The sequence below is a fragment of the Uliginosibacterium silvisoli genome (genome assembly GCF_036017035.1).
Lineage (GTDB): Bacteria > Pseudomonadota > Gammaproteobacteria > Burkholderiales > Rhodocyclaceae > Viridibacterium > Viridibacterium silvisoli.
Map to the genome: position 1 here is coordinate 1,216,257 of NZ_JAYXHS010000001.1, position 20,290 is coordinate 1,236,546.

Genomic DNA, 20,290 nt, shown 5'->3' on the forward strand with positions numbered 1-20,290 from the left:
TCCTGATGAGCATTGCGCAACACCTGATCGCCGCTGCCCGCAACCTGTCCGCCGAAGTTGATGCCATGCGCTTTGCTGCGCCCATCAGCCACGTCTACAACCCGCTGGATTACGCCTGGGCGCCGCACGAGATCTACCTGGAGCGCTTCGGCAACAGCGCCAAGAAAGTGATTTTCGTCGGCATGAATCCCGGGCCTTTCGGCATGGTGCAGGTCGGCGTGCCCTTCGGCGAGGTCGCAGCCGTGCGTGACTGGATGGGCATCGAAGCCGAAGTGAAAGTGCCCGCCTTACAGAACCCCAAGCGCCCCATCGAAGGCTTCGCCTGTCCGCGCTCGGAAGTCAGCGGCCGTCGCCTGTGGGGCCTGTTCGCCGAGCGCTTCGGCACGGCTGAAAACTTCTTTGTCGACCACTTCGTGGCCAACTACTGCCCGCTGGCTTTCTTCGAGGAAGGCCGCAACGCCACGCCCGACAAACTGCCCGCGAAGGAGCAACTCCCTTTGCTCGCCGCATGCGATGCGCATTTGCGCATCATGGTCGAGACGCTGCAGCCGGACTGGGTGATCGGCGTCGGCGCCTGGGCAGAAGACCGCTCGCGCCTCGCGTGTGCGGGGCTCGACGTGCGCTATGGCCGAGTGCTCCACCCCAGCCCGGCGAGTCCGGCGGCGAATCGCGGCTGGTCCGAAGCAGCGACGAAGCAGATGCTGGCGCAGGGCGTCTGGCAGGCCTGAATGCGGTGGTGAAGGTGTGTTCCGACGCACCTTGATGCGCGTCAAAAGCGCATCGGAAATGCCGGAAAATAAAGCGCAAAGCATATTGCGTTAAGTTGGAAGGGCCTCGCAAACCGACTCCTATACTGCTGTCTCGACAACGAGACACAGGATGGATGATGAAATTCGAGACCCTTGCCGTGCACGCCGGCTACGCGCCCGACCCCACCACGCATGCCGTAGCCGTGCCGATCTACCAGACGGTTGCCTACGCGTTCGACGACACGCAGCACGGCGCCGACCTGTTCGACCTGAAGGTGCAGGGCAACATCTACTCGCGCATCATGAACCCGACGCAGGACGTGCTCGAGAAGCGTGTCGCGGCGCTCGAGGGTGGCATCGCCGCGCTTGCCCTCGCGTCGGGTCAGTCGGCGATCACGTATGCGATCCAGACCATCACCGAAGCAGGCGACAACATCGTCTCGTCGGCGACGCTGTATGGCGGCACCTACAACCTCTTCGCGCACACGCTGCCGCAGTTCGGCATCGAGACGCGCTTCGCCGACCCGCGCGATCCGGCCTCGTTCGAGAAGCTCATCGACGCGCGCACGAAAGCGATCTTCGCCGAGACCATCGGCAATCCGCTCGGCAACATCACCGACATCGAAACGCTGGCCGACATCGCGCATCGCAATGGCATACCGCTGATCGTCGACAACACCGTCGCCACGCCTTACCTGTTGCGCCCGATCGAGTTCGGCGCCGACATCGTCGTACACTCGCTGACCAAGTATCTCGGCGGCCACGGCACCAGCCTCGGCGGCGCGATTGTCGACTCCGGCAAGTTCCCGTGGGCCGAGCACAAGGAGCGCTTCCGCCGCCTCAATGAGCCGGACGTGTCGTACCACGGCGTCGTCTATACGGAAGCCCTCGGGCCGGCCGCCTACATCGGTCGCGCGCGCGTCGTGCCCCTGCGCAATACCGGCGCCGCGATCAGCCCGTTCAACGCCTTCCTCATCCTGCAAGGCATCGAGACGGTCGGTCTGCGCGTCGAGCGCATCACCGACAACGCCATCAAGGTGGCGCGCTATCTCCAGGCGCACGCCAAGGTCGGTTGGGTGAACTACGCGGGGCTGGAAGATCACGCCGACCACGCGCTGGCGAAGAAGTATCTCGGCGGCAAGCCGTCCGGCATCCTCACCTTCGGCGTACAGGGCGGGCGTGAAGGCGGCGCGCGCTTCCAGGATGCGCTCAAGCTCATCACGCGCCTCGTGAACATCGGCGACAGCAAGTCGCTGGCCTGCCATCCTGCATCGACCACGCATCGCCAGCTCGGGCCGGAAGAACTGGTCAAGGCCGGCGTCACGGAAGACACGGTGCGCCTGTCGATCGGTATCGAGCACATCGACGACATCCTCGCCGATCTGGAGCAGGCGCTCGCGGCGGTGTGACGTCAGGACAGGCTGCGGTGGTATAACGGTGCCACCGCAGCTCCGCGCTGCCCATGCGTGAGCAGTGAAACCGTGAAGTTCAACAACCGTCCGAATGAATGTGTGACGACCACTGACGGTCGCGAGATCTGGGTCTCGCGCAGCGTCACGACTGCCGTATGCATTCTTCTCGAATGTGAGGGCCGGCCCTACATTCTCGTCAATCAGCGCGGCACCGGCGTGCCCGACTTCTCCGGCTACTGGAACCTGCCCTGCGGCTACCTCGACTACGACGAAACCACAGCAGAAGCCGCAATGCGCGAAGTGTGGGAGGAGTGCGGCGTCAACGCGCAGGAACTGCTCACGGGCGCTACCTGCGAGTTCTTCAGCTATCCGTGGGATGTCAGCTCGACGCCAACCGGCACACGCCAGAACGTGACGATCCACCACGGCCTGTACGCGAAGGTGGAGGAGCTTCCGGCGCTGAGCAATGCGCATAACGAGCCGAATGAAACGGCCGACATCCGCTGGCTGCCTTTATCCGAAGTGGATACGCTCGCGTTCGCCTTCAATCATCGGGCACGCATCGACAGATTCCTTGCGCATGTGGAGAAGGTGGCAGGCGTGCATTACCTGTAGCATCAGGTCGTTGTCCCGTAGATCGGAAAGAAAAATGCCCGCTGTTCGAGCGGGCATTTTCATTTGAAAGTCGAAGTGTGCGTCAGGCCTGCTTCTTCTTGCGACGCGCAGCAAAGAGGCCGGCAAGTGCGATACCGGACAGTGCCAGCGAGCCCGGTTCGGGAACGTCGCCTGCACGTACCAGGAAGCTGCCGACATCGTTCGAGGCATAGCTGGTGCCGTACGTGCCACGGCTGAATGCGTGACCCTGATCGCTGGCCGAGCCGTCGCAGCGGCCATCGACGTAGCAGACGCCGCCTACGACCATCACCTCGGCGCCACTCACCAGACCATCGGTAAATGGGTTGGCTGAGCCATTGGTTTGTGGGCGCGTGTTGCCGAGCATGGAGAGGAAGTTATACGCGGGTACGCCGTTGCCAGTCACATAGGTGGTGCTGTTGATCAGGGTGAAGCCGAAGTCCAGCTCCAGCTGGTTCAGCTCGGCATGCGTGGCATAGCGGAAACCCTCGTACATTCCGCCGCTGCCGAACTGGCTCGACACGAAGTTGTACGACTTGTTGGTGCTCAAGGTCAGGTCCAGCCACTCGATGCCGGTGGCGCTGTCATAGGTGATGGAATTTGCGCCGAAGACTGCGTCGTTCTTCGAGATGAGCGTCGCACCGGCTTGCGTGCAACAAGCTGCCAGGAGGGCTGCAGCGAGGATTTTTGGAAGTTTTGTTTTCATTGAGTGAGGCCCGGATTATTGGGAGCGCCAAGAAGCAAGTCGGCGCAGCACTAATGTCGCGTGCCTCACGTGAAAAGACATCAAGCAAATATCCGTGAGCGTTACATTCTGCACGGAGAAACGGCAAAACCATCGACCGGCTCTGTCTCAGAGCCCCAGGGCCGACAAGCCGGGGTGATCATCCGGCCGACGTCCCTGCGGCCAATGGAATTTGCGATCGGCTTCGCTGATCGGCAAATCGTTGATGCTGGCAAGGCGTCGCTGCATCAGGCCATGCGCATCGAATTCCCAGTTCTCGTTGCCGTACGAACGGAACCACTGCCCGGAATCGTCGCGCCACTCGTAGGCGAAACGCGCGGCAATGCGATTGTCCTGCCAGGCCCACACTTCCTTGATGAGGCGATACTCGATCTCGCGCGCCCACTTGCGCGTGAGGAATTCGACGATGGCTTCGCGCCCCTGCAGGAATTCCGCGCGGTTGCGCCACACACTGTCTGCCGTGTAGGCCAGCGATACCTTCACCGGATCGCGCGAGTTCCACGCGTCCTCCGCCATGCGTGCTTTCTGCACGGCGGTCTCGAATGTGAAGGGTGGCAGGGGTGGGCGAGCGGCGGTGTTCATGTGTATCCCTCTCGAAGTGTGCGTGCGCAGTCGACGCTCATGCGGCCGTAGTGGCAACCGTGATGGCGCTGATCATGCGGCCCCGTTCCCTGAAGCGCCATCGTTGAATCCATGATTTCCGTGTAGTGCCACTACTACAAGCTGCAGGGTGCCCTCGTGGCATACCCGACGGATAACGTTTCACTCCGACCGGCCCTGTGGCCTGTGTATAGAATGAGCCCCGCGCGGCAAGGACAAGTGCATTTTCCGGCATGCCCGGACCATCATGACAGAGGGGGAGATGTGACGGATCAGCTCAGGATTCACGAGAAGCAGGCGGGCATTGCGCCCTTTCAGACGCGCTTGCCGTTCCTGTTCGGTTTCCCTCTCAAGACCGGCCCCATGGTCTTTCTCGCTTGCATCACGCTAGGCAGCGTGCTGGCGGGCGTCGCTCTTGGCAGCTTTGCCGTGATCCTGAAAGGGACGCTGGCGTATCTCAGCCTGCGCTATGCATTCAACCTGCTCGATCTCTTCTCGCTGGGGCGTTTCGAGAGCGAGTCGCCGGATATGACCTTGACCGGGACGGAGCGTCGCCCGGCCAAGTTCGGCCTTGTTCTCGTCCTGTTCATCGCCATCGCTGTGGCCCTTGGCAGCATGCAGGTCGCGCATCGTGTGGAAAGCGATCCGGTCGTGCGGGCTCAGCTGCAGGCCGTACGAGCTGCCGAGGAAAAGGCCGCGATGGAGGCCATGCAGCGTGAAGCAGCGGCCTACGACAAACGTATCGGCATCGATCCCTCGCCGGCTACCGCGCCGGTCGAGGCAGAAGCACCCGCGCCGGAGGCTGGCGACGAGGATGGAGACCACGCCGAGCCCGAGGACACGCCCACCGTGGCTGGGCCGGCAGCCGTAGCGACCACGCTGCCTGTTGCGGGCGAAGCAGTCGCCGACTTCGATCTGCCTCAACCAGGTGATGCCCTGTGGTTCAGATTGCAACCTGTGTGGTACTGGCTGGTCGTGCTGGCCTTGAGTCTCATGCTGCCGGCCGCGGTGATCGTCATCGCGCTTGAAGACAAATTCTTCAAGGCACTCAATCCTGCCAACCTGGTGTCCCTGCTCCGCACCATGGGGGCAAACTATTTCATCCTGTGGGCATGCTGTCTGTTGCTCGTGGGTGGCCGCCAGCTAGCCCTGTCCCTTGGCGCAGACTGGGCGCCCTGGTTGCGCTTTCCTGCCGAGATGGCCATTGCCGGTTATCTCGGCATGGTGCTGTTCTGCATGATTGGCTACGTGCTGTACCAGTACCACCAGGAGCTGGGACTGGAAGTGACGGTTGATTTCGACGGCCATCGCGAACGGGAAGCGAAGGAGAAGTCGCAACGTGACGGTCGTGTGCCTGTGGTGCCGGACGATCCCCTCGAGGCGCGCCTGCAGCCCTTGCTCGCGAGGGGCAAGGTGAGTGATGCGGTGGCCGAGCTACGCGACTTCATGCGTTACGACAAACTCGATCCGAAACTCAATACGCGCATGCACCAGCTCCACATGTTGCAAGGGGATGACGCGCAGACACTGGCGCACGGCCAGGTGTGGATCCAGTCACTGGCACGTGCCGGCCTGGCACGCGAGGCCTACGACGCCCATGAAGCCTTGCTGCGTCTGCAGCCGGAGTTCGTCGTCGAAAGCGGCGATGCGATCCTGTGCATTGCGCGTGGTGCCTGGCAAGCGCGCGATTTCAAGCGTGCCGGGCGTGTCATCCAGGGTTTCGACAAGCGCTTCCCCAAGCATCGCGATACGCCAGCCGTGCTCTTCCTCGCTGCACAGCTGTCGAGCGAATACCTGCGCCAGCACGACCATGCCATACGCCTGTTGCAGATGCTGATCCGCCACTATCCCGATGCCGAGCCGACGGCCGAGGCGCGCACCTATCTGCAGGTGCTCGAGCGTGTTGCTGCACAGGGCGCGAGCGCAGGCTGAGCTCAGGCCCAAAGCCTTCAGTCTGATGAGGCGTGGAGCAAGGCGCGCGCGCCAGGGCAGCCAGCGCTGCGCGCGGTCCCTTGATACATGCCTCAATAGGTCTTGTAGGGAAGGAATTTCCCGCTCATCGTGATGCTCACGCGGTCCCCCATGGGGTTTGCCTCACGCTTCAGGTCCATCTTGAAGTCGATTGCGCTCATGATGCCGTCGCCAAACTCTTCGTGGATGAGTTCCTTGAAGGTGGTGCCGTACACGCTCACCAGTTCGTAGAAGCGGTAGATCAGCGGGTCGGTCGGCACCGAGGTCGGCAGCGAGCCCTTGTAGGGCACGACCTGCAGCAGGTTGATGGCTTCCTCGGGCAACTCGAACAGGGCGCCGACCTTTGTGGCCTGCTCTTCGCTGAGCGTCATCTGGCCGAGCAGCGCGGCGGTGGTCCATTCTTTCGACAGGCCGACCACTTCGGCGATCTGCGACCACTTCAGTTTCTTCTGGATCTTTTTGGCGACAATCATTTCGGTGACGTCATAACGGTTCATGGTGCTCTCCTTGGACAAGTGGGGGATCAGGAAACGAGGCGCACGACAGGTGCGCCGGGGGGATGGGATTCAATGGGGGCGTCTTCTTCCAGGCCGGGCCTTACTACGAGCGGCTCGCTGGCCGGCAGGCCGGCGTAGTCGTTGGAGCGGCTGACGAGGAAGTCGACGAGGTGATTGCGGATACGGTAGTACTGCGGGTCGTGGTGGATGCTGCTGCGCGTGCGGTCGCGCGGCATCGTCACTTCGACGATCTCGGCGATGCGCGCCTGCGGGCCGTTGCTCATGAGCAGGATCTTGTCGGCGAGCAGGATGGCCTCGTCGACATCGTGCGTGATCATGAACACGGTCTGGTGCGTGGCCTGCACGATGGACAGCAGCTCGTCCTGGATGGTGCCGCGCGTGAGCGCATCGAGCGCGCCGAAGGGCTCGTCGAGCAGCAGCATCTTCGGCTCGATGGCAAAGGCGCGGGCGATACCCACGCGCTGCTTCATGCCACCGGAAAGCTCGCTCGGCTTCTTGTGCAGTGCCTTGCCGAGGCCGACCATCTCCAGATACTTCGTGCTGTGTGCGCCGACCTGTGCGCGCGACCATTCGGGCCAGCGCGAACGCACGCCGAACTCGACATTCGCGAGCGTCGTCATCCACGGCATGAGTGCATGACTCTGGAATACCACGCCGCGATCCAGCGAGGGGCCACGCACTTCGCGGCCGTCCATGAAGACGTGACCGCCGCTGGCTTCGTCGAGGCCGGCGAGTACGTTGAGGATGGTCGTCTTGCCGCAACCCGAGTGGCCGATGATGCAGACGAACTCGCCGCGCGCGATGCCGAAATCGACGTTCTCGAAAACCGCCGGGCCGGCCTTGTCATAGCGTCGTGCGAGGGATTCAACCTTGAGGAAGGACATGTCCGCTTATTCCTTGTAACTGACGAGGCGCGCCAGCCGTGCCAGCGCCGTGTCGAGCAGCATGCCGACGAGGCCGATGACGAGAATGGCGGTGAAGATGTTGGTGATGGAAAGGTTGTTCCACTCGTTCCACACGAAGTAGCCGATGCCGGTGCCGCCGACCAGCATCTCGGCCGCAACGATCACCAGCCAGGCGATGCCGATGGAGATGCGCATGCCCGTCATGATGGTCGGCGCCGCCGCGGGCAGGATCACGCAGAAGGCTGTGCGCAGCGGCGATACCTCCAGCGTGCGCGCCACATTGAGCCAGTCGCGGCGCACGCTAGCCACGCCAAAGGCGGTGTTGATGAGCATCGGCCAGATCGAGCAGATGAAGATGACAAAGATCGCCGAGATGCCCGAGTCCTTGATCGTGTACAGCGCCAGCGGCATCCATGCCAGCGGCGAGATCGGCTTGAGGATCTGGATATACGGGTCCAGCGCGCGGTAGATCAGCGGCGACATGCCAATGGCAAAGCCGAGCGGAATCGCCACCAGCGCGGCCAGCAGATATCCAGCCATCACGCGCGCAATGGAGTAACCGATCTGGATACCGAGGCCCTTGTCATTGGTGCCGCGGTCGTAGAACGGATCCTTGATGTGCTCCCAGAGTTTCGCCCCGACATCGGCCGGACCGGGGAAGGCACTCTTCGCTCCGGTGGCCGCCGCACCGCCGACCAGTGCGGCGTATTCGGGGTCGACAATGACCGCTGCCTCCTTCGGTCGCGTGGCGAGATGCCAGGCGGAGAGAGCGACCAACAGGATCAGCAGGGAGAGGAGTGGCGCGAGCCAGGGTTTGGTTTTGTTCATGGTGTCCGACATTCATATTCACTGTCATTCCCGCTTTCGCGGGAATGACGGCAGGGGGATCAAGTGCGCTTGATCGCAAAGCTCTTGATGTAGTCCTCGGGTTTCGCCGGATCGAACTCCTTCTTCATGACGAAGAATTTCTTCGTCGTGCTCTCCGGTGGCGCAAAGCCATTGCTCTTCATCAAGCGCGCCGCGTCGGTGGCGAGGAAGACATCGCTGGCGATCTTCTTGTAGTCCACGTCGCCCTTGATCTGCCCCCAGCGCTTCATCTGCGTGAGGATCCACACCGCGAATGACTCGTAGGGGAAGGGGTCGAACTCGATGCGGTCCGGCACTTTCTTCACTGCGCCGAGGCCGTCGGCGAAGGTGCCGGAGAGGATCTGTTCGATCACCGTCTCGGGCTGGTTGAGGTAGTTGGCCGGTGCAATCGCCGTGGCGATCTCCTTGCGGTTCTCGGCCTTGCTGGCATGCGCAGCGGCGTCGATGATGGCTTTCAGCAGCGCCTGATACGTATTCGGCATCGTCGTCACGAACTCCTTGCTGGCACCGAAGGCGCAGCATGGGTGACCGTCCCAGATGTCGCGGGTGAGCATGTGGATGAAGCCCACGCCGTCATACACCGCGCGCTGGTTCATCGGGTCCGGGCCGAGGAAGCCGTCGATGTTTTCCGCACGCAGGTTGGCGACCATTTCCGGCGGCGGCACGGCGCGGATCTGCACATCGCTGTCCGGGTCGATGCCGTGTTCGGCGAGGTAGTAGCGCAGCAGGTAGTTGTGCATCGAATAGTCGAACGGCACGGCCAGCTTGAAGCCCTTCCACTGCTTGGGGTCGCGCTTGTCCTTGTGCTTCATCGCCAGCGTGATGGCCTGGCCGTTGATGTTCTCGATGGCGGGTACCGACCATGGCACGGGCGTCGAGCCGACACCCATGGAGATTGCCAATGGCATAGGCGAGAGCATGTGGGCGGCGTCGTATTCCTTGTTCATCGCCTTGTCGCGGATCACCGCCCACCCCGCCGTCTTCACCACGTCCACGTCGAGGCCGTATTTCGAATAGAAGCCCAACGGTGCAGCCATGATGATGGGCGTGGCGCAGGTGATCGGGATGAAGCCGACCTTCAGCTTCTGCTTCTCCAGCTTGCCGCCGCTTTGCGCGAAGGCTTCCTTGGCGCTGCCCAGCGGAAACAGTGTCGAGATCGCTGCGAGTGCCGTGCCCGCGCCAACCGAGCGCAGGAAGTTGCGCCGCAGATTGTCGTCGGGGAACAGCGCGCGCATCACGGCGCTTTCCACCGCCCTGTCCTGTGCCGTCTGCACACTCGTGTCGTGCTCGGCCTGGCTGCTGTGCTGGCCGCAGCTACAGCCCTTGTGCAGGCGCACCTCGGGATCAAAGGGGTTGCGGAAGATCGACATGATGCGGATTCCTTTCGTTTCAGGCTGGCACGGACTGGATGGCAGGCGCGTGGACGGACGCGTCCGGTTCGGAAATGGGCGTAATGAATTCGATGTCGTCGCGATACACGGCGTAGCCACGCTGGTACTCCATGACGCGCACCACCTCCTCGATGACGCGTTCGTCATGGCCGGCGCGGCGCAAAAGGTGCAGGCCCAGTTCGACGCCCGAGCTGATGCCGCTGCTGGTGATGAGACGGCCGGCGTCGACCACGCGTGCGCGGCTGACACGGCAACGCGGTGCGATCTCGGCGAGGCGGTCGATCGGCGTCTTGCCCATGTGCGAGGCCTCGAGCCGATCAGCCTCCTTGCGGGACGTGGCCGACAGGCCATCGAGCAAGCCCATGCGGCCATAGATCCACGCGCCGGTGCCGACGCTGGCCAGCAGGCAGCTCGGCGGCAGGCTGCGGATGTAGTCGTGCAATTTGCGGTTGTGCATCTCCGGCCGCGCGCCGGGGCCGCCGGGAAGCAGTAGCGCATCGATGGCGGGTGCGTCGCTCAGCGCGTAGCTGGGCAGCACGCTGATGCCGGCCTGCGTCGACACCGGGCGCAACACTTCGCCGATGAGGAAGACGTCGATCTCGGGGTCGATACGACGCGCGACTGACAACACCCCCGCCACCGCCGCGTAGTCGAGCACCTCTGCGTCCCTGAAGACGTAGATGCCGAGGCGGAAGCCTGGAATATGAGTGGTGTGTGTTGCAGAGCGTGGCATGAAACCCCCGTGTGTCGAACGCATCTTCTGCGTTACGACGCCACGGCGGTATCACGACAAATGTGATTGTTTTGTAGTGCTGGAACTACAGGAGCTGGTGCCGGGGGGGTCAGCGCACCTCGACGATGGCTTCCAGGCGCCTGGCACTGGTACCGTTCTTATCGTTGAATGCCGTGATGATGGCCTGCCGCAGCCTGGCATCATCGACTTGCGCATCGACCGGCAATTGCCCGTCACCACTGAGGCCGACGGCTTCGAGGTAGTGGTACTTGATGACGTCCAGATCGGTGGCCGTGCCCTTCAGGCGCTTGCCATCGAGCAGACGTGCCGAGGCGAGCGAGATACGGCGGTAGGTGCGGTCGTCATCGCCCAGCCAGCTGAGCATTGCCCCCTTGCCGACGCTATTGCCGACATTGGCTTGTTCGAGCTCGGCCAGCAAGGCCTTGTCATCGGGCGCGCCGAGACGGCCCGAAGGCGCGTTGCCGTGCTCGGCGCTTGTGTCCTGGCCCGTCGCCGGACCTGGCTGGCCCGCGGGTTGCGCGATGTCGGCCCCGCCCTTGTGTACCCCGGCGGCGGGAGGCTCCGCAGCCAGCACGGCGGCTGGCGAGGGCTCGGCTGCCTTGTCCTCCGCTTTGAACAGGCCGGCCTGATGCAGGGCGATGATCAGCGCGGTAATTGCCGAGATGCACCCCGCCGCCGCGGTCATGATGCCGGGCAAGGTCTGCCACCAGCTCTGTGTCGTCTGCTCTGCCATAACGCTCCTCCCGAGCCCGGCGCTGCCGTTGCCGGGCTAGCTCAATCAAAAATCCGGATGTAGCTCTTCACCAGGCTCGGCACGCGCTCCTTGAGCCACACGCCGTCGCCGGTCACGCTATCGCGCTCGCCCTTGCCGTTGGTATTGCCTTCGATGGTCCTGATCTTGTTCGTCGGCCTGGGCTGATCCTCGATGACCAGCCCGATATGCGAGAAGTCGAAGACCACGAAGTCACCGGCGCGCGCCTTCTCGGTTTCCGGCAGCAGCTTCAGCTTGCGCTGTACCGCCCACTTCTCCCAGCCGAAGGCGCTTGCGTCACGACAGCGCCATTTGTCCGCGAGGGAGAAAGATGCCAGCTGCAGCGTCCTGCGCACCTCCTCGTCTTCGAGCCATTCGCGCATCACCCAGGAGGTCAGCGCCGCACACCATGGCCACGCGCCTGGTGCCAGCCAGGTAGCGCCCTGGTATTCGACGATGCGCGCGCCGGTGTTGTTACCACCTTGTTCGCGCGTGCCGACTTCCTTCTGGGCAATGTCGATCAGCTTCTGGATGCAGGAATTCATGAGAGCCCCGTCGTTGAAATGGTGCGCACCGGCATGCCTCTCGCAGGGCACGGCAGATTCAACATAGAGGCTGGGTGGTGTCGGCGCCCTTGTACCTAAGGGCAGAGCGCTGTGGGCGTGGCAGTTTTGCCGCGCGCCCGAGTATGCCGGGGCGTGTGCAGCGATCGTCTAGCGCGCCTCGACGATGCCTTCCATGCGTGTGGCACGCGTGCCGTTCTGGGCGTTGAACGCGGCCACGATGGCCTGGCTCAGTCGGGCGTTGTCGATGCGCGCATCGAAGGGGAGCGGGCTGTTGCCATCGCGGCCGATCGCTTCGAGATAGCGATGCTTGATGACTTCCAGATCGGTCGCCGTGCCCGCCAGGCGCCAGCCATCGAGCAGGCGTGCAGCAGCCCGGCCGATGCGGCGGAAGGTGCGGTAATCGTCGGCCAGCCAGTCCGGCATCGGTTCCTGTCCCACCCTGTTGTGGATATTGGCCTCGGTGAGCGCTTCCCGGAGTGCCTTGTCATCGAGTTCGCCGAAGCGGTCGGTGGCGTTGCCCGGGGCGATCAGGGCCGGCTCCGTGCGCAGGCCGGCAGCCGGAGGGTCGGCCGCCAGAATGGCTGCGACGGCGTCTTCGGGTGCTGGCGGGTCCGGCCTGAGCAGGCCGGTCTCATAAAGCGCAATCAATGCCGCAATGCCTGCCAGGCAGGCGGCGGCTGCCATGCCGCTGGGGAGCGGCTGCACTGTGCTGTCGGTCGTTTTCTCTGCCACGACGATCTCCTGCCCTGCGCGACAAGATTCAACATAGAGGCTGGCTGGTATCACCGCCTTCGTACCTAAGGGCATGCTGATCATGCTCTTCGCCAGGATGACGAAGGCATCGTCCGGCGGGCTGCCCGCTGTCAGCCCGTCGTCATCAGCGTTGCATTGCCACCGGCTGCGGCTGTGTTGACGCTGAGGCTGCGCTCGACGAGCAGCCACTCCAGTGGCACGGCGGTATCGCCAGGTGGCAGGCCGTGTAGCGGGAGGATGGCGCCAGGCTGGTCGGCAAGCCGGCGGGCGACTTCGCCGAGAAGTCCTGCATCGCCGTGACACAGTGCGACGTCGGCTGCGCGTGCGGCGGCCTCGAAGTCGGTGGCCAGCGCGAGATATGCGCGCAGTGCTGGTGGCAGGCGCTGGGCCAGTGTGGCGGCAGGTCCTTCCTTGAGTGCCATGGCATGTGCGCCAACGGACAGCGTGGCGGCGATCTCGACCAGCAGGTCGCCTTCGTCGGTGGCCAGGCACAGCACCAGTCTGCGTGGCGCCAGGCGATAGGTATTGCGCTCGCCGGTCGGGCCGCGCAGTTGGCGCGTGTAGTCCAGCAGGCTGCGCTGCGCGAAGTCAGTGCAGAGGGTAGCCAGGCGCGTGTCGCCCACGCTCGCAGCCCATTCGCGGAACTGCGCCAGCGGTTTGAGCGCAGGCTCGCGCGAGGCATTGGCGCGATTGTCGTCGCGACGGAACACGCTGCTCACGGCAGCGGCGGGTCGCGCCGACAACAGGCGGTACAGATAGAGCGGGCCGCCCGCTTTGGGGCCGGTGCCGGACAGGCCTTCACCGCCGAAGGGCTGTACGCCGACCACGGCGCCAACCATGTTGCGATTGACGTACACATTGCCGACCCGGGCATGCTCGACGACGCGTGCGATGGTCTCGTCGATGCGGCTATGTACGCCGAGGGTGAGGCCGTATCCGGTGGCGTTGATCTGCGTGACGAGTTCGCCGAGGTCTTCACGGCGATAGCGCAGCACGTGCAGCACCGGGCCGAACACTTCGTGCTGCAGATCGCTGACGTGCTTCAGTTCGATCAGGGTCGGCATCACGAAGCTGCCGTATGCGCGCTCGTCGCTGACGCTGCGCGCTGCCTGGAAGACCGCCCTGCCGCCCGCACGCATCTGCTCGATGTGACGCTCGATGCCGGCCTGTGCTTCGGCATCGATCACCGGGCCGATGTCGACATCGAGGCGCTCCGGGCAACCGAGGCGGTATTCGGCCATGGCGCCGCGCAAGTTTGCCAGCATGTGCTCGGCGACATCCTCCTGCAGGCACAGCAGGCGTAGCGCCGAGCAGCGTTGACCGGCGCTGTCGAAGGCCGAGGCCATGACGTCGTTGACGACCTGTTCCGTCTGCGCGGAAGAGTCCACGATCATGGCGTTGAGGCCACCGGTTTCGGCAATCAGCGGCACATTGCGACCCTGTGCATCGAGCCGGCCGGCGATGCTCTCCTGCAGCAGGCGTGCCACCGCGGTGGAGCCGGTGAACATCACGCCCCGCACGCGCTCATCGGCGGTCAGCTGCGCGCCGACGGTCTCGCCTGGCCCGGGCAGCAGTTGCAGCACGCCGGCCGGTACGCCGGCTTGCAGCAGGATGCGCACGGCCTCAGCAGCCACCAGGGGCGTCTGCTCGGCCGGCTTGGCAAGCACGGTGTTGCCGGCCGCCAGCGCAGCTGCGACCTGACCGGTGAAGATGGCTAGCGGGAAATTCCACGGGCTGATGCACACCACCGGCCCCAGCGGGTGATGGCTGTCATTGGCGAAATCCGCGTCGATCTGCGCCGCATAGAAGCGCAGGAAGTCGACCGCCTCGCGCACTTCGCCCACGGCATTCGGCAGGCTCTTGCCCGCCTCGCGCACCAGCAAGCCCATCAGGCGCGGCATCTGCCCTTCCATGCGGCCGGCTGCCTGGCGCAGGATGCCGGCGCGCAGCGCGGGTGCGATGGCCCGCCACGTCGGCCACGCTTTGACCGAACACTGCAGCGCGGCGCTCACCTCAGCCGTATCGGCATCGAGCACATGTCCGACGATGTCGCGGCGATCTGCTGGATTGGTGATGACCTGCCAGGGGGTGCGCTCCGGCATGCTGCAGCCGAGCAGTGGCGCTGCGCGCCAGTTCGCGTGCGTGCTCTCGAGCAGCGCTGTCGACAGCGCTGCGAGGCTCTGCTCGTTGGCGAGATCCATGCCTGCGGCATTGACACGGCCGTCGCCATACAGGGCGGGCGGCAAGGGAATGTCCGGATGCGGCAGGCCCGTTTGTCCTTCCTGTTCGCCGAGGCGCTCGGCGACTTCCAGCGGGTCGGCAACCAGCGCGTCGAGCGAGCATTCGGGGTCGGCCACGCGATTGACGAAAGAGGTGTTGGCGCCGTTCTCGAGCAGGCGGCGCACGAGGTAGGGCAGCAGCGTTTCGTGCGTGCCGACAGGTGCGTAGATGCGGCATGGGCGATCGAGTCCGCCTTCCGACGTCGGGCCGATCACCTGTTCGTAGAGCGGCTCGCCCATGCCGTGCAGGCACTGGAACTCGTACTGACCCGCGTAATAGCGCTGGCCAGCCATGTGATGGATGGCCGCCAGCGTGTGTGCATTGTGGGTGGCGAACTGCGGATAGATCGCCTCGGGTACGGCGAGCAGCTTGCGTGCGCAGGCCAGATAGGAGATGTCGGTGTAAACCTTGCGCGTGTAGACCGGGTAGCCCTGCATGCCCTGCACCTGAGCGAGCTTGATCTCGCTGTCCCAGTAGGCGCCCTTGACGAGGCGGATCATCAGGCGGCGACGGCTGCGCCGGGCCAGGTCGATCAGGTGGTCGATGACAAACGGGCAGCGCTTCTGGTAGGCCTGCACGACAAAGCCGATGCCATTCCAGTCTGCCAGTGCCGGCTCGAAACACAGACGCTCGATGAGATCGAGCGAGACCTCCAGGCGGTCGGCCTCCTCGGCGTCGATATTGAGGCCGATGTCGTACTGACGCGCCAGCGTCACCAGCGACAGCAGCCGCGGATACAGCTCGTTCATCGCGCGCTCATGGCGGGCGCGGCCGAAGCGCGGCTGCAGCGCGGAAAGCTTGACCGAGATGCCCGGCCCTGCGTGGATGCCACGCCCGTTCGACGCCTTGCCGATGGCATGGATGGCCTGTTCGTAGGCCGCGAGGTAGCGCTGCGCGTCCGCATCGGTGAGCGCGGCTTCGCCCAGCATGTCGTAGGAGTAACGGAAGCCCCGCGCCTCATGCGCAACGCCGTTGGCGAGCGCCTCGACGATGGTCTCGCCGGTGACGAATTGCTCGCCCATCAGGCGCATGGCCATGTCCACACCCTTGCGTACGAGGGGCTCACCGCTCTTGCCAATGATGCGGTTGAGCGACGCGCCGAGACCCGCCTCGTTATGGGTGGCAACCAGCTTGCCGGTCAGCAGCAGGCCCCAGGTCGCCGCGTTGACGAAGAGCGAGCTGCTGTGTCCGAGATGTGTCTGCCAGTTGCTGCCACCGATCTTGTCGCGGATCAGCGCGTCGCGCGTGGCGGCGTCGGGAATGCGCAGCAAGGCCTCGGCGAGACACATCAGCGCAATGCCTTCCTGCGAGGACAGCGAGAACTCCTGCAGCAACCCCTGCACCATGCCGGAACGGAAACCGCCGCTCTTGTGCTTGCGCAATCTCTCGGTGAGCTGGCGCGCCAGGCGCTGGACCGGTAGGCGCATGTCCTCGGGCAGACGCGCCAGATCTGCCAGCATGGGGATCATTTCGGGTTCGGGGCGTCGCCAGGCGAAGGTGATGGCGGCGCGCAATGCCGATTGCGGCAACACCGACGCGGCGAAATCGCGGAAGACCTCTGGCTGCGAGGCGGCCTTGTTGCCAGCCTCGTCCGCGCCCTGACGGGCTGCGTCGTCAAGTCCTGCGCCGGGTGTCGTCGTTGCCATCGCATGCATCCTCGAGCGGTCCCTGATTCCCTGAGACTGCAAACGAGTTTACTGAGCGCCTGATCGGGGAGCAAGCCGCCGCAGTCGCCCGGGCGTGCTGCAAGGCGTGATCAGATCAACGCAAACAGCGCGCTGATGACGATGTCCTGCAGGCCGGTCGCGAGGCGCTGCGCGCTGGCCTTGGCCTCGACCTTGAGCTTGATGACCTCCAGCTGTGTCAGCACCTCCATTTTCCTGACGAGCAGCTTGTAGCCCTTTGGCGTGAGATCGCCATCGGCCAGCATATTGGTCCAGCGCTCGAAGTTCTCCGCCTGCAGCCGGACGAAATCGGACTTGTCCTTCTTTGCCGTGGCAATCAGCGTCTTCAGCTCATCCTTTGCCAGCTTGCCGCTGGCATCCGCGATGCCGTCGATGAAATCGGTGAACTTGCTCATGATGTCTCCCTCACGGTGCCTGGCGCCTGTCCTTGTTCTTCGCATTCTCGCTGGCGATGACGATGTCGAACGCCTGTTCGAGCACGATGGCCGCCTCGCTGAAGTACCTCTTGCCCAGCGTGCCCGGCCCGTTCTCGCGATAGGTGCTTACGTCCTCCTTGAACAGATCGAGGATCCTGGTGAGCTGGGCTGTCGTATCGCGATTGTCCGCACCCTTGCCGCGCTCGTATTCGTACGCCTTGCGCAGACTCAGGCTTACCTCGTCAATGCGTGCCTCGTTCGCCTTCACCGGCTTGCTGTCGAAGCTCTCGAGCAGTACGGCGGTCTCGGCTTTCAGGCTCGTCAGGTGGGCGTAGGTGCCTGCGTCGTAGCGGGACACGGGAATGGCGACGCAGGCCGCCATGACCGCCAGACTCAACCATGCCAGCAGGGCGCGGAAGGGACGCAATCTGGTGGCCCCTGCATGGCTGACATACGCTGTGGATGCTTGCATTGTTTCCCCTTTGAGAGCGCCTGCACGATCCGGACACATGCCGGCATGTGACTTCAGGATAGGGCGGCCGCCGCCAGGGGGCGCCGGTACCTAAGGGCAGACCTGCGTTGCCGGCGCAGCGTGTAAGGCGCGCCGCAGCGGTGGCGGAATTGACCATTTGCCAGCATCGCAGGGCGTAACGCCCGACAGGGCGCGCAGCGAGTGCCCGCCTCGATCCCGCGTCATGGGCACGTGGCTTGCGAGAAGCTGGGCTCCATTTCCCGAGTTCGAGCCCGTCATGAATCCCTCCGTGCGCGCCTTCTTGCGACAGACTTTGCGAGTCACCCTGGCGGCGGCCTTCACGGTCTGTGCAATTGCTGTTGTCTACGTGCTGGTGCTGATTCCCGGCCTACCCGGTGTCGATCAGTTGCATGAGGCACGCAATGCGCAGCCGAGCGTGCTGCTGGCCCTCGACGGCACGCCCATCGCCAGCTTCAGCCAGAAGCAGCAGAAACGCGTGACGCTGGCAGAGGTGTCGCCGCATGTCGTGGCGGCCCTGCTGGCGACCGAGGATCGCCGCTTCTACGACCATCACGGCCTGGATCTGCGCCGTACCGTCTCGGCCGTCGGTCACACCCTGACCGGCGACATGCAGGGCGGCTCGACGATCACGCAGCAACTCGCCCGCAACCTCTTTCCTGAAGAGATCGGGCGGGCACGCACCCTCAACCGCAAGGTGCGCGAACTCATCACGGCACTGCGCATCGAGCGCGCCTATACGAAGGACCAGATCCTCGAGACCTATCTCAATACCGTGCCCTTCCTCTACAACGTGGTCGGCATCGAGATGGCAGCGCATACTTACTACGACAAGCCGGCAGCGGATCTCGACGTGCTCGAGAGCGCCACCTTGATCGGCATGCTCAAGGGTGCGAGTTACTACAACCCGGTGACCAATCCCGAGCGCGCGCAGCGGCGGCGCAATGTCGTGCTGGGCCAGATGGTGAAGTACGACAGCCTGCCTGCAGCGGACCGCGCGGTGATGAAGGACAAACCGCTGAACATCCGCTTCAGCCGACCCAACGACATCACCGGCGTTGCACCACACTTCGCCACGCACGTACGCAAATGGCTGGTCGAGTGGGCCGACCAGCAAGACCTCAACCTGTATCGCGATGGCCTCGTTATCCAGACGACGATAGACCTGAGGCTGCAGGAAGCCGCGACCAATGCCGTCGAGCGTCAGGCGCAGGCGCTGCAGGCCATCGCCGACGTGGAGTGGAGCCAGAGCGCCACGCCGCAGTCGAGCGCCACGGCGAGCTACGTCAGCATGCGTCGCAAGGTCGAGCCCTTCCGCCACTTCTGGCGCACGCATCCCGAGCTGCAGGCCGCCTTCCTGCGCGAGACACCGGAGTATCGCCAGGCGATTGCCGACGGCGCGACGCCGGCTGCCGCCATCGAGACGCTATCGCGCGACGACAAGCTGCTGGCAGCCGTACGCGCGGGCAAGACGCGCCTCGAGGCGGGCTTCCTGGCCATGGATCCGCGCTCCGGCGAAGTCCGTGCCTGGGTTGGCAGCCGTGACTTCAGTACCGACCAGTACGACCACGTCATACAGGCAGAGCGTCAGCCAGGCTCGACCTTCAAGCCCTTCGTATATGGCGCGGCGCTCGAGCGTGGCATGACGCCTGACAGGCAGTACGAGGACAAGACGATCGAATATCGCGCGGTCGACGGCTCGGTGTGGCGCCCGACCGACATGGATGGCTCGACGGGCGAGCAGATGAGCCTGCGTGAAGGCCTGATCCATTCGAAGAATACGATTACCGCGCAAGTCATGCAGGACGTCGGCGTGCAGTCCGTCGTCAGACTCGCGCAGTCGCTGGGCGTGAATCAGAGCAAGCTCGATCCGGTACCCTCGCTGGCGCTGGGTACCAGCCCGGTGACCCTGATGGAAATGGTGACGGCATACTCGACCATTGCCGACCAGGGGAAGTATCACAAGCCGGTGTTCATCCGCTCCATCGCCGACCGCCACGGCAAGGTTCTGGCCGAGTTCGGCCACCCTGCCGGCAGCACGGGGGATGCAGGCACGGGTACGCAAGTGATGTCGCAGAACGCGGCGCTCGAACTCATCGACATGATGCGTGGCGTGGTCAATCGTGGCACCGGCACGGCAGTGAAGACGCGCTTCGGTGTCGTCGCCGACATCGCTGGCAAGACCGGCACGACGCAGAACAATACTGACGGCTGGTTCATCCTCATGCACCCCGATCTCGTCGCCGGTGCCTGGGTCGGCTTCAACGATCAACGCGTCACCATGCGCAGCAACTACTGGGGGCAAGGCGGGCACAACGCCATCCTCATCGTCGGCGACTTCTTCAGCAACTCGATGAAGCGCCGAATCGTCGACGCCAAGGCGCAATTCCCGGCCGCGCCGAGTTCAAGCTTGCTGGCGCGCTACGAAGTCCAGCAACAGGATTGGGAGAACGAGGCGGGTGCCGTTGTGGATGGCACTCCGCCCGCCGACACTGCAACCCATGCGCCGGCCAATGTGATCATCCGCGGTGATGCCAATGGTGTCGTCATCGAGAACGTGCGCGACGGCAATGTCAGCGTGACGCCGGTGGGCGAGCCGCGGCCCGCGAGGAGCGCGGAGGAGCTGGAGAAGGTCCTCGGTGGCATGGGGCGCGATCCTGCCTCGGGCGCCAACGCGCCTGCGCCGCGCCCGGCAGCGACACCCGCCAATATGCCGGCCTCCGTTCCCCGCATAGAGACACGGCCAGCGGCCCGCACGGATGGCGTGACGCTCCGATCTGTAGCCTGGGTGTTGCAGGCCTGAA

18 protein-coding genes are annotated in these 20,290 nt (G+C 64.2%); 5 read left to right on the forward strand and 13 right to left on the reverse strand.

Going from position 1 to position 20,290, the window contains the following annotated elements:
- The first annotated feature begins 5 nt into the window (after positions 1–5).
- The 3 genes from VVD49_RS05635 to VVD49_RS05645 all read left to right on the forward strand — a co-directional run bounded on the left by VVD49_RS05635 (position 6) and on the right by VVD49_RS05645 (position 2,776).
- Complete coding sequence (locus tag VVD49_RS05635; protein ID WP_327598154.1) at positions 6–728, forward strand: uracil-DNA glycosylase family protein; 723 nt, start codon at positions 6–8, stop codon at positions 726–728.
- Between the two features lie 158 nt (positions 729–886).
- Positions 887–2,158 carry an O-acetylhomoserine aminocarboxypropyltransferase/cysteine synthase family protein gene (locus VVD49_RS05640; protein ID WP_327598155.1) on the forward strand — a complete coding sequence of 424 codons (1,272 nt, stop codon included), beginning with the start codon at positions 887–889 and terminating at the stop codon, positions 2,156–2,158.
- Positions 2,159–2,215: 57 nt separating this feature from the next.
- Positions 2,216–2,776 carry an NUDIX hydrolase gene (locus VVD49_RS05645; protein ID WP_327598156.1) on the forward strand — a complete coding sequence of 187 codons (561 nt, stop codon included), beginning with the start codon at positions 2,216–2,218 and terminating at the stop codon, positions 2,774–2,776.
- A gap of 82 nt (positions 2,777–2,858) precedes the next feature.
- Here the strand turns inward: VVD49_RS05645 and VVD49_RS05650 are convergent, their stop codons facing one another.
- Both VVD49_RS05650 and VVD49_RS05655 read right to left on the reverse strand, forming a co-directional pair.
- Entirely contained in the window at positions 2,859–3,500 is a 642-nt protein-coding gene (locus VVD49_RS05650) for a PEP-CTERM sorting domain-containing protein (RefSeq protein WP_327598157.1), read from the reverse strand.
- Positions 3,501–3,647: 147 nt separating this feature from the next.
- Complete coding sequence (locus tag VVD49_RS05655) at positions 3,648–4,121, reverse strand: nuclear transport factor 2 family protein (protein ID WP_327598158.1); 474 nt, start codon at positions 4,119–4,121, stop codon at positions 3,648–3,650.
- 282 nt (positions 4,122–4,403) lie between these two features.
- Here VVD49_RS05655 and VVD49_RS05660 point away from each other — a divergent pair, with 282 nt between their 5' ends.
- A complete protein-coding gene (locus tag VVD49_RS05660) occupies positions 4,404–6,071 on the forward strand; it encodes a tetratricopeptide repeat protein (RefSeq protein ID WP_327598159.1) in 1,668 nt (555 codons plus the stop codon).
- Positions 6,072–6,163: 92 nt separating this feature from the next.
- Here the strand turns inward: VVD49_RS05660 and cynS are convergent, their stop codons facing one another.
- From cynS to VVD49_RS05715, 11 genes are all read right to left on the reverse strand, one after another.
- Entirely contained in the window at positions 6,164–6,607 is a 444-nt protein-coding gene (gene cynS / locus VVD49_RS05665; protein WP_327598160.1) for a cyanase, read from the reverse strand.
- 26 nt (positions 6,608–6,633) lie between these two features.
- On the reverse strand, positions 6,634–7,512 hold the full coding sequence (locus VVD49_RS05670; RefSeq protein WP_327598161.1) for an ABC transporter ATP-binding protein: 879 nt from the start codon (positions 7,510–7,512) through the stop codon (positions 6,634–6,636).
- A gap of 6 nt (positions 7,513–7,518) precedes the next feature.
- Positions 7,519–8,361, reverse strand: a complete 843-nt coding sequence (gene ntrB, locus VVD49_RS05675; RefSeq protein WP_327598162.1) for a nitrate ABC transporter permease — start codon at positions 8,359–8,361, stop codon at positions 7,519–7,521.
- A gap of 59 nt (positions 8,362–8,420) precedes the next feature.
- On the reverse strand, positions 8,421–9,770 hold the full coding sequence (locus VVD49_RS05680; protein WP_327598163.1) for a CmpA/NrtA family ABC transporter substrate-binding protein: 1,350 nt from the start codon (positions 9,768–9,770) through the stop codon (positions 8,421–8,423).
- Positions 9,771–9,789: 19 nt separating this feature from the next.
- Positions 9,790–10,524 (reverse strand): DJ-1/PfpI family protein, encoded by a 735-nt coding sequence (locus tag VVD49_RS05685; RefSeq protein ID WP_327598164.1) that lies wholly within the window; start codon positions 10,522–10,524, stop codon positions 9,790–9,792.
- A gap of 109 nt (positions 10,525–10,633) precedes the next feature.
- Positions 10,634–11,278 carry a hypothetical protein gene (locus VVD49_RS05690; RefSeq protein WP_327598165.1) on the reverse strand — a complete coding sequence of 215 codons (645 nt, stop codon included), beginning with the start codon at positions 11,276–11,278 and terminating at the stop codon, positions 10,634–10,636.
- Between the two features lie 41 nt (positions 11,279–11,319).
- A complete protein-coding gene (locus VVD49_RS05695) occupies positions 11,320–11,841 on the reverse strand; it encodes a C40 family peptidase (protein ID WP_327598166.1) in 522 nt (173 codons plus the stop codon).
- A gap of 168 nt (positions 11,842–12,009) precedes the next feature.
- On the reverse strand, positions 12,010–12,594 hold the full coding sequence (locus VVD49_RS05700) for a hypothetical protein (RefSeq protein ID WP_327598167.1): 585 nt from the start codon (positions 12,592–12,594) through the stop codon (positions 12,010–12,012).
- A 131-nt stretch (positions 12,595–12,725) separates the two neighbouring features.
- Entirely contained in the window at positions 12,726–16,541 is a 3,816-nt protein-coding gene (gene putA, locus VVD49_RS05705; protein ID WP_327598168.1) for a trifunctional transcriptional regulator/proline dehydrogenase/L-glutamate gamma-semialdehyde dehydrogenase, read from the reverse strand.
- Positions 16,542–16,651: 110 nt separating this feature from the next.
- Positions 16,652–16,975 carry a hypothetical protein gene (locus tag VVD49_RS05710; protein WP_327598169.1) on the reverse strand — a complete coding sequence of 108 codons (324 nt, stop codon included), beginning with the start codon at positions 16,973–16,975 and terminating at the stop codon, positions 16,652–16,654.
- 10 nt (positions 16,976–16,985) lie between these two features.
- Positions 16,986–17,468 (reverse strand): hypothetical protein, encoded by a 483-nt coding sequence (locus VVD49_RS05715; RefSeq protein ID WP_327598170.1) that lies wholly within the window; start codon positions 17,466–17,468, stop codon positions 16,986–16,988.
- Between the two features lie 277 nt (positions 17,469–17,745).
- Between VVD49_RS05715 and VVD49_RS05720 the strand changes: the two genes are divergently transcribed.
- Positions 17,746–20,289: a penicillin-binding protein 1A gene (locus VVD49_RS05720; protein WP_327598171.1), complete on the forward strand. Its 2,544-nt coding sequence runs from the start codon at positions 17,746–17,748 to the stop codon at positions 20,287–20,289.
- The last annotated feature ends 1 nt before the right edge of the window (position 20,290 follow it).

What these genes read in the sequence shown, in the direction of transcription:
- VVD49_RS05635 (WP_327598154.1), top strand. Translation starts at nt 6, where the DNA reads ATGAGCATTGCGCAACACCTGATCGCCGCTGCCCGCAACCTGTCCGCC.
- VVD49_RS05640 (WP_327598155.1), top strand. Translation starts at nt 887, where the DNA reads ATGAAATTCGAGACCCTTGCCGTGCACGCCGGCTACGCGCCCGACCCC.
- VVD49_RS05650 (WP_327598157.1), bottom strand. Translation starts at nt 3,500, where the DNA reads ATGAAAACAAAACTTCCAAAAATCCTCGCTGCAGCCCTCCTGGCAGCT.
- VVD49_RS05655 (WP_327598158.1), bottom strand. Translation starts at nt 4,121, where the DNA reads ATGAACACCGCCGCTCGCCCACCCCTGCCACCCTTCACATTCGAGACC.
- cynS (WP_327598160.1), bottom strand. Translation starts at nt 6,607, where the DNA reads ATGAACCGTTATGACGTCACCGAAATGATTGTCGCCAAAAAGATCCAG.
- VVD49_RS05670 (WP_327598161.1), bottom strand. Translation starts at nt 7,512, where the DNA reads ATGTCCTTCCTCAAGGTTGAATCCCTCGCACGACGCTATGACAAGGCC.
- ntrB (WP_327598162.1), bottom strand. Translation starts at nt 8,361, where the DNA reads ATGAACAAAACCAAACCCTGGCTCGCGCCACTCCTCTCCCTGCTGATC.
- VVD49_RS05680 (WP_327598163.1), bottom strand. Translation starts at nt 9,770, where the DNA reads ATGTCGATCTTCCGCAACCCCTTTGATCCCGAGGTGCGCCTGCACAAG.
- VVD49_RS05685 (WP_327598164.1), bottom strand. Translation starts at nt 10,524, where the DNA reads ATGCCACGCTCTGCAACACACACCACTCATATTCCAGGCTTCCGCCTC.
- VVD49_RS05690 (WP_327598165.1), bottom strand. Translation starts at nt 11,278, where the DNA reads ATGGCAGAGCAGACGACACAGAGCTGGTGGCAGACCTTGCCCGGCATC.
- VVD49_RS05695 (WP_327598166.1), bottom strand. Translation starts at nt 11,841, where the DNA reads ATGAATTCCTGCATCCAGAAGCTGATCGACATTGCCCAGAAGGAAGTC.
- putA (WP_327598168.1), bottom strand. Translation starts at nt 16,541, where the DNA reads ATGGCAACGACGACACCCGGCGCAGGACTTGACGACGCAGCCCGTCAG.
- VVD49_RS05710 (WP_327598169.1), bottom strand. Translation starts at nt 16,975, where the DNA reads ATGAGCAAGTTCACCGATTTCATCGACGGCATCGCGGATGCCAGCGGC.
- VVD49_RS05715 (WP_327598170.1), bottom strand. Translation starts at nt 17,468, where the DNA reads ATGCAAGCATCCACAGCGTATGTCAGCCATGCAGGGGCCACCAGATTG.
- VVD49_RS05720 (WP_327598171.1), top strand. Translation starts at nt 17,746, where the DNA reads ATGAATCCCTCCGTGCGCGCCTTCTTGCGACAGACTTTGCGAGTCACC.